The 14,174-nt window shown below is 31.4% G+C and carries 15 protein-coding genes; 14 read left to right on the forward strand and 1 reads right to left on the reverse strand.

The features are described 5' to 3' along the window. Window positions 1-29 precede the first annotated feature (29 nt). The 14 genes from AC4BB5_RS06040 to AC4BB5_RS06105 all read left to right on the forward strand — a co-directional run bounded on the left by AC4BB5_RS06040 (window position 30) and on the right by AC4BB5_RS06105 (window position 13,610). Entirely contained in the window at window positions 30-1,310 is a 1,281-nt protein-coding gene (locus AC4BB5_RS06040; protein ID WP_490458467.1) for a YdeJ family lipoprotein, read from the forward strand. Between the two features lie 232 nt (window positions 1,311-1,542). Continuing rightward, window positions 1,543-1,830, forward strand: a complete 288-nt coding sequence (locus AC4BB5_RS06045) for a TIGR04197 family type VII secretion effector (protein ID WP_490458468.1) — start codon at window positions 1,543-1,545, stop codon at window positions 1,828-1,830. A gap of 20 nt (window positions 1,831-1,850) precedes the next feature. Next, entirely contained in the window at window positions 1,851-2,207 is a 357-nt protein-coding gene (locus AC4BB5_RS06050) for a DUF3958 family protein (protein WP_490458469.1), read from the forward strand. Continuing rightward, entirely contained in the window at window positions 2,197-3,582 is a 1,386-nt protein-coding gene (locus AC4BB5_RS06055; RefSeq protein WP_490458470.1) for an LXG domain-containing protein, read from the forward strand. The genes AC4BB5_RS06050 and AC4BB5_RS06055 overlap by 11 nt, the downstream gene beginning before the upstream one ends. Window positions 3,583-3,600: 18 nt before the next feature. After that, window positions 3,601-4,194: a hypothetical protein gene (locus AC4BB5_RS06060; RefSeq protein ID WP_490458471.1), complete on the forward strand. Its 594-nt coding sequence runs from the start codon at window positions 3,601-3,603 to the stop codon at window positions 4,192-4,194. After that, window positions 4,191-4,481, forward strand: a complete 291-nt coding sequence (locus AC4BB5_RS06065; RefSeq protein ID WP_086312304.1) for a DUF4176 domain-containing protein — start codon at window positions 4,191-4,193, stop codon at window positions 4,479-4,481. The genes AC4BB5_RS06060 and AC4BB5_RS06065 overlap by 4 nt, the downstream gene beginning before the upstream one ends. A gap of 5 nt (window positions 4,482-4,486) precedes the next feature. Beyond that, window positions 4,487-5,116, forward strand: a complete 630-nt coding sequence (locus tag AC4BB5_RS06070) for a DUF443 family protein (protein ID WP_490458472.1) — start codon at window positions 4,487-4,489, stop codon at window positions 5,114-5,116. Window positions 5,117-5,245: 129 nt separating this feature from the next. Next, window positions 5,246-5,956: a DUF443 family protein gene (locus tag AC4BB5_RS06075; protein WP_490458473.1), complete on the forward strand. Its 711-nt coding sequence runs from the start codon at window positions 5,246-5,248 to the stop codon at window positions 5,954-5,956. Between the two features lie 448 nt (window positions 5,957-6,404). Beyond that, complete coding sequence (locus AC4BB5_RS06080; protein ID WP_490458474.1) at window positions 6,405-7,694, forward strand: ABC-three component system protein; 1,290 nt, start codon at window positions 6,405-6,407, stop codon at window positions 7,692-7,694. After that, complete coding sequence (locus tag AC4BB5_RS06085; protein WP_490458475.1) at window positions 7,684-8,157, forward strand: hypothetical protein; 474 nt, start codon at window positions 7,684-7,686, stop codon at window positions 8,155-8,157. Before AC4BB5_RS06080 ends, AC4BB5_RS06085 begins: the two co-directional genes overlap by 11 nt. Next, a complete protein-coding gene (locus AC4BB5_RS06090) occupies window positions 8,154-9,344 on the forward strand; it encodes a hypothetical protein (protein ID WP_490458476.1) in 1,191 nt (396 codons plus the stop codon). Before AC4BB5_RS06085 ends, AC4BB5_RS06090 begins: the two co-directional genes overlap by 4 nt. A gap of 83 nt (window positions 9,345-9,427) precedes the next feature. Next, entirely contained in the window at window positions 9,428-10,078 is a 651-nt protein-coding gene (locus AC4BB5_RS06095; protein ID WP_490458477.1) for a hypothetical protein, read from the forward strand. A gap of 230 nt (window positions 10,079-10,308) precedes the next feature. Further along, the gene (locus AC4BB5_RS06100; protein WP_490458478.1) at window positions 10,309-10,701 is read left to right on the forward strand and encodes a (deoxy)nucleoside triphosphate pyrophosphohydrolase; all 393 of its coding nucleotides are present in this window, start codon (window positions 10,309-10,311) and stop codon (window positions 10,699-10,701) included. Between the two features lie 2 nt (window positions 10,702-10,703). Then, window positions 10,704-13,610 (forward strand): DEAD/DEAH box helicase, encoded by a 2,907-nt coding sequence (locus AC4BB5_RS06105; protein ID WP_490458479.1) that lies wholly within the window; start codon window positions 10,704-10,706, stop codon window positions 13,608-13,610. A gap of 48 nt (window positions 13,611-13,658) precedes the next feature. Here the strand turns inward: AC4BB5_RS06105 and AC4BB5_RS06110 are convergent, their stop codons facing one another. Next, the gene (locus AC4BB5_RS06110) at window positions 13,659-13,967 is read right to left on the reverse strand and encodes a hypothetical protein (RefSeq protein WP_490458480.1); all 309 of its coding nucleotides are present in this window, start codon (window positions 13,965-13,967) and stop codon (window positions 13,659-13,661) included. Between the last annotated feature and the right edge of the window lie 207 nt (window positions 13,968-14,174).

Below are 14,174 nucleotides of genomic sequence, written 5' to 3' on the forward strand. Positions count from 1 at the left end.
TTTCAATAATGAACAGGAGTGGGGTAAAAATGAAGAAAAAAGTTTTGGGGATTTCTATTGGAGTAGTAGCACTTGTCGCCATCGTGATTGGGGTAATTGTGTTTCAGCAACAAGCAAAGGAAAAGAAAATGATCACCACCGCACAAGACAATTTAACAACTATCGAAAAAGAAACAATCAAGGACGGCATTCTTTATAAAGAAGTAGCTGCATTTTTTGATGAAAAACAAGACTTTCTAAGCAAAGAAATTAAACCAGCAACCATCAAAGAAACAAAAGACAAGCTTTTAAAGAATCAAATAGAAATCGAAAAACTAAAGCGCCAGTATGACAAGAAAATAAATGCCAATACAGCAGAAAAAAATATTCAAAACTTGCAGAAAAAGGTTGTTCTAGCCAATACAAAATTAGAAATACAAACAGAAACAAATGAGCTATTCAGCTCAAAAGAACACGCAATCAAAGGAGACAAAATCAAAAAGGAACTGCCGATTTCAGTAGACTTGACGAAAGGAAAAATTACTGAAGTCACTGAAACAGTCTCAGAAAATAAAGCGCTAAAAGGGAAATGGAAAGAAGCAATCGATTCTATCCTTAAAAATGCTACAGAGCAAGTGGAGCAAGTAGAGAAAATCAAAAAATTACTCAACGAATCCTTTGATGGAAATGTGCCAAAAGAAACTGTCCGACAAAGTGACTATGATGCTTTAAATGAAGAAATTGAAAAGGTTAAAAATGATGAATTGAAAACGACATTTACTGCAAAATTAATTTTAATGAAAGCGATGATCGATACTCAAGGTCAGATCAGTGCTTTAACTCAACAACAGCAAGCTGCTGAACAAGAAGTCAATAAGGCGCTAGAAAAAGCTAAAGTAGAAGCAGATAAAGCGAGAGAACAAGAGACAGGAGACGATAAAATGTTGTTGGGCTATTCAGATGATCAGATTGAATATGCTCGTGTATGGTTAACGTTGATTGGGGTGAAACCGTCGGAACTGAATGCGAAAGTAATAACTGCAGGAACACCTCTCAACCCGTATGATAAAGGGAGCGCTACGTACCCAACGGATGCCATTATGCTTTACGGTGGTTATAGCGCTGAAGGACAAATCGTTTATACAAGCAATCGAAACGGAACGATCAATGTATACCCCGTGCCAAGTCATTGGCAAATCGGTGCGGAAAATGCCAATAATCCTGAATTTGTAGCTAAAATGACGCAAGATATTTTGGATAACGTAAGAGTAGTGAATGTAGATGTAGGGAATCCAAAAGATGTGCTGGACTTGATCAAGGTAGAGAAGTAAATAAACGAAACAGGTAGTTTGGAAAATGGACATTTTCTAGGCTAGCTGTTTTTTTGTACGATTTAAAAACTAAATAAGAGTTAGGTTGTTTTGTGTAGGTTATAAAATCCTTTTAATTAATTATATGAGACATTTAAAAATTATATATTTACATTGAGTTATTTAAGAATTACAATTAAATATATATACTATTATACAATCTTACTAACTATTAACCATAGGAGGATAAGCTATGCCAAAAGATATAAACAGTAATTCCGCAGTAGCACAAGCCGTCGCTACTTCTATAGCATCATCCGTGAGCTCTCTAAATCAAGGGACAACGATCACAAAAGATACCCAAACGACCGTTGCAGGCAATAGCAATACGCAACAAGCAATCTCGCAACTTACGACCTTCAACACCTCACTTGTCCAAGCCATTACCCAAGCAAGTAATAATATCCGGTCAGTGGCAGCCGAATTCGAAGCAGTTGATGAACGAATCGCTCAAATCAAATATAACCAAATGCTTCCTTAAACTGAAAGGAGGAATAAATTATGTCCAACCTTGAAGAAATCAACCAACAAAAAATCAAACTCGAACGTGAACAAGAAAAACTTGAAGACTTAGAACGTGACATCGGTAAAACAGAAGAACACTACGAAGAATATTTTTTCTATCAAAAGCAATTATTCAATGAATTACAAGAAGAATTTACCCAAAGCCAGACAGATAGGTTGTATCAAGATATGGCCGAACAAATCAACTGGCAAAGCCGAGGCGTTCAAGATTTTTTTGAAGAGCAACAGCAAGAACTAAAAAAACAAACAAGAGCGTTAGAGGATCAACAAGAAGACTTACATTGGCAAGAAATAAAAACAAAAGAAGAAAGGTCGGAACAGCATGAGTATTGATATGTACCTCGGTCAAGCGAGAAGCCAAGCGTCTAGTGTTAAAAGTGCATGTAGCCAATTAGCACAAGGTTACACTTCTTTGATGCAAAGCAATCAACAGTTTATGAGTGCAGGCGAATTATCAAGTAAAGGCTATGACTCTGCCAAGGAATTCTTTGCGGCAGTGATCCAACCTTTAGTTCAAGGTGCCGAAGTAGGCGCAGACATGACAGCAGAAGCCTGTCAAAAATTTGTGGATCAATATACATCTGAGGTTGATAGTATTGATTTGAAGTCAGACGAATTAGAAAGACGGATTCAGCAAATCAATACGTCGATTCTTAATATGGAGAGTATTAATCGAGGCTTGCCGAAGCTTCCAATTGGAACGAATCCGTTGGAACAAGCGAATCGGCGGATTATTGAGTCGTTAGAGACGACGAAACGTGATTTAGAGAAGAAGTTAGAGAAATTAATAACGTTTAATGGGACATCTCCTGCTATTTTTGATGAGGTGAATAGTTTTTATTCGATGTTGTCGCAAGGCTTGCAACAGGCGAATAGTGGTTTTAATCCTGCGACTGGGACGTTTTTGGTTCCTAAAGGGAAAGCGTTGGATTGGGCAAAGGTAGCAACTGAAAAATTTAACCAAAGAGAGTTAGATAAATTAATAGCGAAACCAAAACTTACCAAAGATGATTTAGCTAAATTAATTGAGCTAGCAGGTAATAATCCTGATAAAGAAATGCCAAAAAGTTTTTGGGATAAAGTGTCAGAAGCATGGAATGAAATATCTGGTAATGCAACAGATGGAGCACCTTTAGACTTTGCTGGATTAATTTTGGAAACTAGTGGAAATGCAACTATGAGATTGGGCGGTTGGTATAATTATATAACTGCGGCTATAAGGGGAGGCAATTTTATAATTGTTGATCCTAGAGTATCACAAGTGACATCAAAAATAATTTCGCAAGGAAAACATCTGGCTAGTGCAGGTAAATATGGTATTCCATTGTTAGGTGGAATCTTTGATTTTACTAGTCAAATGATTCAAGGTGAAAATATTGGAGACGCCACTGTTAAAACGGCTGGACATCTTGCTATAGGTTGGGCTGCTGGAGAAACTGGAGCTGCTATAGGTGCTGCAATTGGGACAGCGATCCCAATTCCTGTTGTAGGAACAGCAGCAGGTGCAGTAATTGGATTTGTAGCAGGTATAGGTATAGGAGCAGTTGGTAGTTGGGCATTTGACAAGTTATATGACAATAAAGAAAAAATTTGGAATGATGCAAAAGAATTAGGAAATTCAATAAAAACTGGAGTAGAGAAACTTGGAGAAGGTATTGGAAATGCAGTGGGCGGCTTCTTTGGAGGTTTAGGCAATGCATTTGGTTAGAAGGGTGAGGAAGCTATAATGTGGAAAAGATACATCACTATTTACAATGGTGAAGCAGGGAGTAAGAGCATATTTTTAGATACATTGACAAAAAAATTAGTTGTTGTTGAAATTGGGAGGACTTCATATAAGTCAACGTTGATTTCTGGATTTTTAGGAGTGGTTATCTATTCCTTATTTGGCAACATTCTTTTTAAAGCTTCATTGGCTCCTATTACCTTAGTAACTTTAATTCTAATTATCGGTATCTTAGGTGGAATTATATTTAATATCCTAGTGAATAAAATTGCTAATAGTGATAAAAATAAATTAGAATACTTAACTAACATTGATGAAGAGGAGCTAACAAGTTATCTTGTTAAAGGGAAGAAGCAATCAAAAAATAATTTCTTTCTTATTATTTTTCTCTTTGTTATGTTGTTGATCTGTTTGCTTCCAATCTATTTTAAAACCTATTCGTTATTATTATTATTTGCATCATTCTTTTTCACAACGCTTTTTACTTTTTTTATAGGGGTTGTCTCACCGTTAAAGAGAATAAAGGCGTATAGATATATTGAAAAAAACAAAAAATCGATCTTATACGATAATAAAGGAGAAATAAATTTATGAAACTTTTACCGCTAGGCAGTGTTGTAAAACTAAAAAAAGGAACACATCTTTTAATGCTAACATCTAGATTTCCTTTGTATAATAATGAGGGAAATATAGGATATTTTGAATATCTTGCTTGTTTATATCCAGAAGGGGTAAAAGATCAAGAAAGTTTCTTTTTTAACCATGAAGATATTGAAGAAGTCCTTTTTGAAGGTTTTAAATCAGAACAAGAAGAAGCTTTTCAGAAAAAAATTGAAGAAGCGTTGCCTGATATAAAGTATCCTAGGCTTACTATTTTGTAGATGTAATGAAAGTTTATGAATCTACAAATAAAAGGTACAAACTAGCTGAACTAGATACAAACTATTATTTAATTGATATGGATAGCAATGTCTTGGCTTATTTTTTACCTACTTTAGTTTGGTTCTTCCCTTTTAGAGCAGTTGAGATAGATAAAGGAATGTTTAGTAAGCTAGTGTCTAATGGTCAAAAAGAGTATGGTATTATGGCTACTGTTGCTATATCGATGTTTGTTGGCAGACCAGTTTACAAACTATCGACTATTTTTTTTCAAGAGCTTGATGTTACTTCTGAACTAGATAAACGTGCAATCTATTTACTGATAACGTTTGGCTGTTTGCTTATTTTTAGATCTGTCATTATGTTCTACAATAAGCATAAACTTAGAAAAGTATTATTTGGAGTAGGTTACAATGTAACAATTGAGATTGAGAAAGAGAGTATTTCTACATATTACAAGAAGCATAGTATGATTCGATTGATTTTGATAGTTATGATTGCAGTAGGGATAATCTATATAACGATTGTTTATCTGTTTGATTTCATTGTAGTTTTTATTTTAAGTGTACTTATTTTTATATTTATGAATAGAAGTTATTTATTTCCCTATGGTAGTCGTTTTCGGATAAAAGACTAAGAGATTGGAAGAATTAAACGTACAAATAAGAGTCAATAACTTTATGGTTGTTGACTCTTCCTATATACATGGTACAGACGATTAGACTTCTCCAAAACTAAAGTAAAACAATATTAAAATGGATTGGATGTGATAAAGCTGGAGTTTACCGCTGCAAAACCTCATTATAATAACCGTCGCTATAATGTAATACATTCTCAATCAAATTACTATTTAATTGACAAAGATAGTTCATTCTTAGGTTCTTTCTTTTTCGGATTAAATTGGCTAATGCCACAAAAAGCGTACATCTTAAATAAAAGCCAAGCTGACGATTTGCTAATTCATCGAGTTGAAACTAAAAATAGAAAAGTGTTAAGCAGTATTTTAATAGTGCTAATGATTTTAATTTTTAATATAGTATTACCCAAGTTATTAACTCTTTTTTATGCTTCAACAAGTATAGAAAATAGCCAACTTATTGAAGTTGGAAATACAGTTATGATGATTCCATCAAGTCGTTACATATTTATGCTGTTACTTATAACACTATTTCCAGCTTTGATAATTCGAGTATTTTGGTCTTTTCAATCAAAGAAATCCATGCTGAAAATAATTAAATATGAAGGATTGTCTGTTACTAAAATTAAGGTGAGACCAGTTTCGTTAGTTGACACTTTAAAAAAATTAAGTGTGTACTTTATGTTCCTATCATTAGTGATTATAGCGGGATTTTTGCTTGTGATAACGGAAGGCTATTGGATTATCTCTTTATGTTTTGTGATGTTGTTTTTATTATTTCTATTAACCAATCATCTATCAATAAATACAGGGAAATACAAAATATATCAAAAGAGATAACCGTTCAATTGTCATTGATAGACATATTTTTCGCATCTGGAGAATGTTTTCGAGTTAAGGGATGAGGAGGTTTTGGAATAACAATAGCCGATACCGTTTGAAGATGAGAAAACTGGTTTGAGAGATTGGACGGAACTACTTTTTACTGCTGAGTTTGACGAATTCTCTGGGAAATAGAAAGAGGAGCTCATTACAAATATGGAAGTAGATTTAAATACAAAATTGTGGAAAGAGGGCTGATGTTATGCAGATTATTGAATATTAGTACTATTAAACGATAATGTAAATTAGATTTTTTTAAATCTTATTATCGAATATAATGCCTTCAAAGTATTTGACCTATACATATTACTATTTTGTTACTTATGATAAATAGATAATACCGAACATTAAGAATGGTATTTATGATAAAATAGGGTAAACTATAAATTAAAAGGATGTCGAAAATATGGAATCCAAAGTTTCGGAATTAAAAAAAAGATATAATGAGAAGAAATTAGTACCATTTATAGGAGCTGGCTTATCAAGACCTTTTGGGATACCGGATTGGTCACAAACAATTAAAGATATACTTAATAATCATTTAAGTGACAATAATAGTTTTCTTAAAGAAGTGGTGGATGTTACACTTGAACGATATGATTTTTGGAAGGCATTAGATGATATCAAATATTATGGTGAATTAAGCACTGAAGAAATACAGAAAGAAATTAAAGATATAATAATAGAAAAATATGAAAATATTGATTTTGGAAAAGTAAATGACGACGAACATAATTATAAAGATATAGCTAATTTAAATTTTTCACTTATTCTAACAACAAATTATGAAAATTTATTGAGCAGGTATTGTGAAAGTGCTATTGCACCATTGAATTTAGTTGATTATAAATCAAGTACTCACAATCTTTTTGAGGATAAGGCGCGTGTTATGCATTTACATGGTCAATTAAATAACCCCGCTTCTATAGTTATGCTTAAAGAAAATTACAAAAATTTATATGAAAATAAGCATTACGACAATTTACTTCAAGCTATTACAAGTAACTACAGTATTCTATTTATAGGATTTTCTTTTAAAGATCAGTTTGTTCGTGAATTAATAAAGGATCATAAAAAAAGGTTTAACGGAACTCATTATATTTTGTTAGAAAATATAACTACAGAAGAAAAAAAATTTCTATTGGATGAATATAATTTAAAGGTTATTGAGTATAAATGTATTGATGGATCACATGCAAAAGGTATAAAACATATTTTAGATATGTTGTCTGATAAAGATGAATCGACACTCGCAACAGTAGAAAAAGAAGAAAAATTTTGGGGAGCTACAATTGAAGATATAAATAGAGATGTATCAGAGAATCTTTTTTACAAAAAAATGTTAATTGAAGAGATCGATCCAGATCTTATAGAATTGTCGTCATTATTTTTTATAGCTTCTGAAGAGTTTATCAGAGATTTAGAAAAAAATGCATTTTCTAAAAATGCTATTGGAAAAATATTGTTTGATGTTTTAGCAACTTACAAAAGTAATTTGCTATTTGTTTACAAAAAGAATGGTAACAGTGAGGAATTTTTAAATGAAGTACATAAATGTTTAGAAAACTATGAATCAGATAGAATTATTAGTCACGGGATTTGTATAGAAGATAATGAAAAAAAAGGATTAATTCATAGTTTAGCTAATGATTCAAATCAAGGCATTTGGTGGGGAGGGAAAAGAATTGAAGAATAATAATTTCAATTTACCTAATGAAATAGATTTGCTTTTTGAAAATAATTTACTTGGATCAATTAAACTATTGCAGCTTATTGTAACATTTCAAAATGTGTTCCCAAAAAAGAAAAATTATTCTATAAATGAATTAATATTCTATTATTCTTTAGTAAATTTCAATTTATTAGAAGTTTTTGAAACGAAGGGGGCGAAGATTCATTTGAATCAATATTATAAATTTCAAAAAGAAATCAGTGTATCTTTATTACATTTGAGTAGTTTTGAATATATAAATGTACTTGGAAAAGTTACTAGTAATCTTAAAGAAGTTAAAATTGAATTAACTAAGAGTGGACTAATTTTTTTTGATAAGTTAGCTTTAACAGGTTTTAATGAATTAAAATCAGAATATGTTTATGTATTAGAGAATATAAAATTTACACCGAATAATTTGAAAAAAATAAAGGAGTATTCAAAATGAGTAATTTAGTTATAAAAAAAATGATAGTTCAAGGACCTACTTATCAGAGGACACTTGAATTTCAGTCTGGTTTAAATATCATACGTGGCGATCGTTCAACTGGTAAATCGTTGGTGTTATCATTGATAGATTATGTATTTGGAAAAGATACACCTATTAATTTAACTGTACAAAAAGAATTAGATAAGTATTGCGAAAAAGTATTTTTAGAGATATCTATAAAAAATGAGATATTCACAATTTCAAGGAATCTAAAAAAGCAAACAAAAAATTTTTATTTATACTATACTGAATTTGAATCAATTGATGAATTTTCAGTGAAAAAATTGAATCGAAAAGATTATTTTAAATTTTTAATGAAAGAGCTTAACATAAAAGAATATAAAAAAGAAAAACACATGAAACATAGTGAGAAAAAAACGTTTGAAACAATTAGCTTTAGAGATGTTTTTAGATATTGTTATATTTCCCAAGATGATTTGGGTACAAAGTATTTCATGGCTAACCAAGATAAAAATAAGAGATATAAAAATAAATTTGTTTTTGAAATGCTGTTTGAACTTTTAGATTTAAATGGAAATGAACTTAGAGAGCGAAAAGTAGAACTTGAAAATGAAGTTATCTTAGAGAAAAAAAGAAAAGGCCATTTAGAGGGATATCTTGATGATAGAGATGCTTCCGACTATTCTTTGTTACTAAATAAAATCGATAAAATAAATATTAGCATCGAAAATAACCGTATAGAGAGAAACGGGTTAATACAAAATTCTAAAGATAATCAAAATAAAGAAAATTTGATGTATAACAAGTTAAAAAAGCAGTTGATTAATATCTCTAACGAACTTTCAAATATAAAAAAAGAGAAAAATGAACTATTTTTATCTGTTACTGGTAAAACATTACTTATGAAAGATTATGAGAAAGAATTGATCGATATTGAAGCAACGCTTGAAATCAATCACCATATAAAAAAGTCAGAGAGAGAAATTATTTGCCCTTTATGTAGTTCTAATGTAAAAAATAAAGTGGCAGATCAAGAAAAAATTTCCGATAATGAATATCAAAAAGTACAGAAAGATTTATTATCAAAAATAAAATTGGTAAATATCTTAATTAAGAATGATCAAAATAAAATTATGGATAAAGATAAAGAGATGCTCGGATTGGAAGAAGAAAAAAAATATTAGAAAATGCAATTTCTGAGTATGCCAAATATACTGAAGTACCATTTTTATCACAATTAAACAGTTTGAATGAGCTTTCTAAAAAAATGATACAAAAAAAAGAACGTATTACAGATTACTTGAGGGTTCACAAGACAATTAATGAAAAAAATAAAGATATAGAGCATTTGAACGCGCAAATTTCTGAACTTGAAAAGAAAGATAATCAATCAGAAGCCATAAAAAGGAATAAAGAAGTGGCATTAGAAAAAATCAACAACTTTTATGTTAAAAATATGGATAGATTAAAATACAATGAAAGTGAAGGGACGTTTGTAGATAATGAAAATTATGTTCCTTTCTATGAAGGCGCCGATGTTTTTAGTCAAGATAGTGGGGGGCTAAGAGAATGTATGCAAATATCATATTTTTCATCTATTATTGAGAGTGATGATATAATAAATCGACATCCTAATCTGCTGTTATTAGATTCAATTAGTAAATATTTTGGAACTAATAAAAATGAAGGACAAGAACAAGGTGCTACTGAGATAATTATCCCTGAAAGTGAGAAAATTACAGATCCAGAAGTTTATGAGGAGGTTTATAATTTATTAGTCGATATTTCTAAAAAATCACAAATTATTATTGTTGAAAATACGCCTTTGAATAAATTTAACAAATATTTTAGATATACATTCACAAAAAATGGAAATGGATTTATTGATCTCAAAAAAAATGAAATTGAATCTTTATAGGAAAATATAACTGAAGTATAGTAAAATTAAATAGATGAAACAAGTTACAGTAAATTGTATCTTGTTTTTTTGTTTACTAGTTTATTAACTTTTAACAACTAGCTTATTATTCTTAGTTTAGAAATCACTAAATTTGGTTTTTAATTTTAATAAAATTTATATTAATGCATCTTTACTTGGTAATCAGGTATAATGTTACTATAAACTAATTTAGGATAAGGATAGATGTAATGAAAAAACAAATAAAAGTAGTCGGAGCCGCAATAGAAAAAAATGGAAAAATCCTCTGCGCCCAAAGAGGTCATGATAAATCCCTAGCAGGTTTATGGGAATTCCCAGGAGGAAAAATTGAACAAAATGAAACTCCTCAACAAGCGTTAGAACGCGAAATCAAAGAAGAACTTCTATGCAAGGTTTCAATCAAAAATAAAATCATCACAGCAAGTTACGAATATGATTTTGGCATCGTCGAACTAACAACCTTCTTCTGTGAATTAATAGAAGGCGAACCAAAACTAACAGAACATGAAAGTATCAAATGGTTACCAATTTCTGAATTAAGCACTTTAGAGTGGGCACCAGCTGACATCCCAACAATTGATGCCTTAGTAAAAGGAGCATAAACATGAATCCTCTTCTAGAGAATTTCCAATCAGCACTTGAACATAGTTTTATTGATCAATCAAAAGAGTCAAACGAGCTTTACAAAGCAAAACTACTTGTAAATCCGGATGAAATGGGCAGAATGGTTCTAAATGATTTAGTAGATGAACTAGCAACATGTACAGAATTCTTTTTTGCAGTAGCGTTTATCACTGAAAGTGGATTGCTCGCAATTAAAACAGTTCTTTCTGATTTAGCTAAAAAAAATATTCGTGGAAGAATCATTACCTCAAATTATCTCTATTTTAATTCACCAAAAATGTTCAAAGAACTTTTAAAGCTAAAAAACGTAGATGTTCGAATTACAGAAATGGATGGTTTTCATGCAAAAGGCTATTCATTTAAGCATGATGACTATGAAACCATGATTTTGGGAAGTTCCAATCTAACCATCAAAGCATTAAAAGTAAATTGTGAATGGAATTTAAAGCTAAATTCACTTTCAAATGGTGACCTAATTCAAGCGATGAAACAGAATTTTGAGCATATGTGGGAAGAGTCAGAACCGTTATCTAATTCTTGGATTACTAAATATCAAATGGGCTACAAACCAATTTTGAATGTTCAAAAAGTTGATACGATGGAAGAACCATCAACGCAAATAGATCCAAAGTCCATAGTAGATGAAGTTGAGTACGCAACGAAACAGATTACGCCAAACGAGATGCAAAAGAAAGCTTTAATAGAAATTCAAAAAATGCGTGACTTAGAAAAACCAAAAGCAATGGTGGTTTCTGCAACAGGAACAGGGAAAACGTATTTATCAGCATTTGATGTTAAGGCATATCAACCAGAGAAATTTCTTTTTATTGTTCATCAGGAACAAATCTTAAAGAAAGCGAAAGATCAGTTCATCAAAATACTAGGAGAAGATGGAGCGAAGTTTGGTATCTTATCTGGTAACAGTAAAGTCACCAATGAAAAATATATATTCGCGACAATCCAAACATTATCAAAAGATGAAACTCTACAAAATTTTGCTAAAGATACATTCGATTATATTCTAATCGACGAAGTTCATCATGCAGGAGCAAAAACCTATCAAAAAGTAATTGACTATTTTGAACCTAATTTTCTTCTAGGCATGACGGCGACACCAGAAAGAACAGATGGATATAATATCTACGAAATGTTCGATTACAATGTAGCATATGAAATTAGGTTACAAGAGGCGTTAAAAGAAAATATGCTGTGCCCGTTTCACTATTTTGGTATTACGGATATACAAGTTGATGGAAAAACAATTGATGATAAATCCTCTTTTAATCAATTAGTTAGTGACAAACGAATCAATTATATAATAGAAAAAATCGATTATTACGGATATTGTGGTGATAAAGTTCGTGGACTTATCTTTTGTGGAACGAAAAAAGAAGCGCATGAACTAGAACAAATATTTAATAACCGTGGATTCCACACTAAAGCATTAACTGGTGATCATAAGATTGACGAACGTGATCGAGTAATTGCTCAATTAGAAGCTGGAAAACTTGACTACATTATCACAGTTGATATTTTTAATGAAGGAATTGATATTCCAAGCGTCAATCAAGTTGTAATGTTACGCAAAACAGAATCTAGTATCATTTTCACGCAACAATTAGGTCGTGGATTAAGGAAAGCTAAGAATAAAGATTTTGTGACAATCATCGATTTTATTGGGAACTATGACAATAACTATTTGATTCCAATCGCTTTAACAGAAGATAATTCCTTGAACAAAAATAATCTACGTAAAAAAACGATGGCAACAAAATACCTTCAAGGAATGTCGACAATCATGTTTGACGAAATTACTAAAAATAGGATTTTCCAATCAATTGAATCATCTAAATTGAACAATGCAAAAAACTATCGAGAAGCCTATCAAAATTTGAAAAACCGATTAGGTCGTATGCCGAAATTAATTGATTTTATTGAACAACAATCAGTTGATCCAGTCATTATTACGAAATATAAAGAAAATTATCCTGCGTTTTTAAACTGGCTAAATGAAGAGACCCTAGCATTAAATAGTCAAGAAACAAAAGTCTTAACATTTTTATCCAATGAACTTTTGAATGGCAAAAGAAATCATGAATTATTGCTTTTATTAATGTTAATCGATAAGGAAAAAGTATCAACTGAAAATTATCAGTCGTATTTAAAAGAGCAAAATTATATTTACGATGAACAAACAATAAAATCTGTAGAACGTATTTTATCGTTAGACTTCTTTACTCAAAAGGAAAGAGAAAAATATGGTAATACTCCAATTGTAATTTATTCTAATGGTACATTTTCTCTAGAAAAATCATTTCAAAAGAATCTTCAGCAAAATAAATGGTTTGCTGAATGTGTAGAAGACATCATTAAGACATCTTTTGAGCGTAGTAAGCGTTATGTATTAAGTGAACCATTAACGTATAATGAAGTTTATGGGCGTAAAGATGTTTGCCGTTTACTAAACTGGGAAAATAACGAAACTAGCACAATGTATGGTTATCGAATCAAATATGATACTTGTCCAATTTTCGTAAACTACCATAAAGGTGACACGATCTCAAACGATGTAAAATATGAAGACGAGTTAATCGATCAACATACGTTATTATGGTATACACGTCCGAAATTAACTTTATCTAGTGGAGAAGTTGTGGAAATAATGAATTACAAAGAAACAAACTTAGCAATTCATGTTTTCGTTCAAAAAGAATCTGTTGGTGATCCTGAATTTATTTATCTAGGAAGAGCTTTTCCGAAGCTCGAAACAGCAAAGGAATTAATCAAACAAGATAAGAATGGAAAAGATACCAACATCGTAAGTATGGAAATGACGTTAGAAAAAGCTGTTCCATTAGAAACTTACGATTTCATCAAACAAAAATAACTTTTCAGAGGATGGATCATCTCCATCCTCTTTTATAACATACGCAATCTACCCCAAATCCATTTTCCTAACCTCAAACCCAGTCTCAACCTTCTCAGCCCTAACCATCTCCATCACCAATTCATCCCCCAACTCAATCAACCGATTATAATCCTCATAAAAAGCATGAAACATCTGCGCCCGCGCATAATACTCCTTCACAATCCGTTTCTTATTAATCGGTCCAGACCGAAACTGAAAAAAATGATCCAAAATCGCCAAAGGCTCCTGCCAAGAAGCCATCTTCTCCATAAAATCCCGCAACTCAATAATATCCTGATACGTAACCGCCTTTAAATTCTGCCCTTGTTTATCCATTCTCCTAATCTCCTTCAAATAAGGCGGAAAAAAGCCGATAAGCGCCAAACGAAACCTAAGCCCAAACCCAACTTCTCCCGCCAGTTTTCTCACTGAATTTCTGGATTCAGTGACCTTTCTATATGCACATTGATGAGGCAAACCCATAACCCAGCGCTACAAACGACTTTCAAAGCCTTGCTGTATTCATAACGCCTTGTCCCAGAG

It is taken from the genome of Enterococcus sp. AMC1252 (genome assembly GCF_058216515.1).

Bases quoted from the DNA above. Each gene is read 5' to 3' on its own strand.
- AC4BB5_RS06040 (WP_490458467.1), top strand. From the start codon at position 30: ATGAAGAAAAAAGTTTTGGGGATTTCTATTGGAGTAGTAGCACTTGTC.
- AC4BB5_RS06045 (WP_490458468.1), top strand. From the start codon at position 1,543: ATGCCAAAAGATATAAACAGTAATTCCGCAGTAGCACAAGCCGTCGCT.
- AC4BB5_RS06050 (WP_490458469.1), top strand. From the start codon at position 1,851: ATGTCCAACCTTGAAGAAATCAACCAACAAAAAATCAAACTCGAACGT.
- AC4BB5_RS06055 (WP_490458470.1), top strand. From the start codon at position 2,197: ATGAGTATTGATATGTACCTCGGTCAAGCGAGAAGCCAAGCGTCTAGT.
- AC4BB5_RS06060 (WP_490458471.1), top strand. From the start codon at position 3,601: ATGTGGAAAAGATACATCACTATTTACAATGGTGAAGCAGGGAGTAAG.
- AC4BB5_RS06065 (WP_086312304.1), top strand. From the start codon at position 4,191: ATGAAACTTTTACCGCTAGGCAGTGTTGTAAAACTAAAAAAAGGAACA.
- AC4BB5_RS06070 (WP_490458472.1), top strand. From the start codon at position 4,487: ATGAAAGTTTATGAATCTACAAATAAAAGGTACAAACTAGCTGAACTA.
- AC4BB5_RS06080 (WP_490458474.1), top strand. From the start codon at position 6,405: ATGGAATCCAAAGTTTCGGAATTAAAAAAAAGATATAATGAGAAGAAA.
- AC4BB5_RS06090 (WP_490458476.1), top strand. From the start codon at position 8,154: ATGAGTAATTTAGTTATAAAAAAAATGATAGTTCAAGGACCTACTTAT.
- AC4BB5_RS06095 (WP_490458477.1), top strand. From the start codon at position 9,428: ATGATACAAAAAAAAGAACGTATTACAGATTACTTGAGGGTTCACAAG.
- AC4BB5_RS06100 (WP_490458478.1), top strand. From the start codon at position 10,309: ATGAAAAAACAAATAAAAGTAGTCGGAGCCGCAATAGAAAAAAATGGA.
- AC4BB5_RS06105 (WP_490458479.1), top strand. From the start codon at position 10,704: ATGAATCCTCTTCTAGAGAATTTCCAATCAGCACTTGAACATAGTTTT.
- AC4BB5_RS06110 (WP_490458480.1), bottom strand. From the start codon at position 13,967: ATGGATAAACAAGGGCAGAATTTAAAGGCGGTTACGTATCAGGATATT.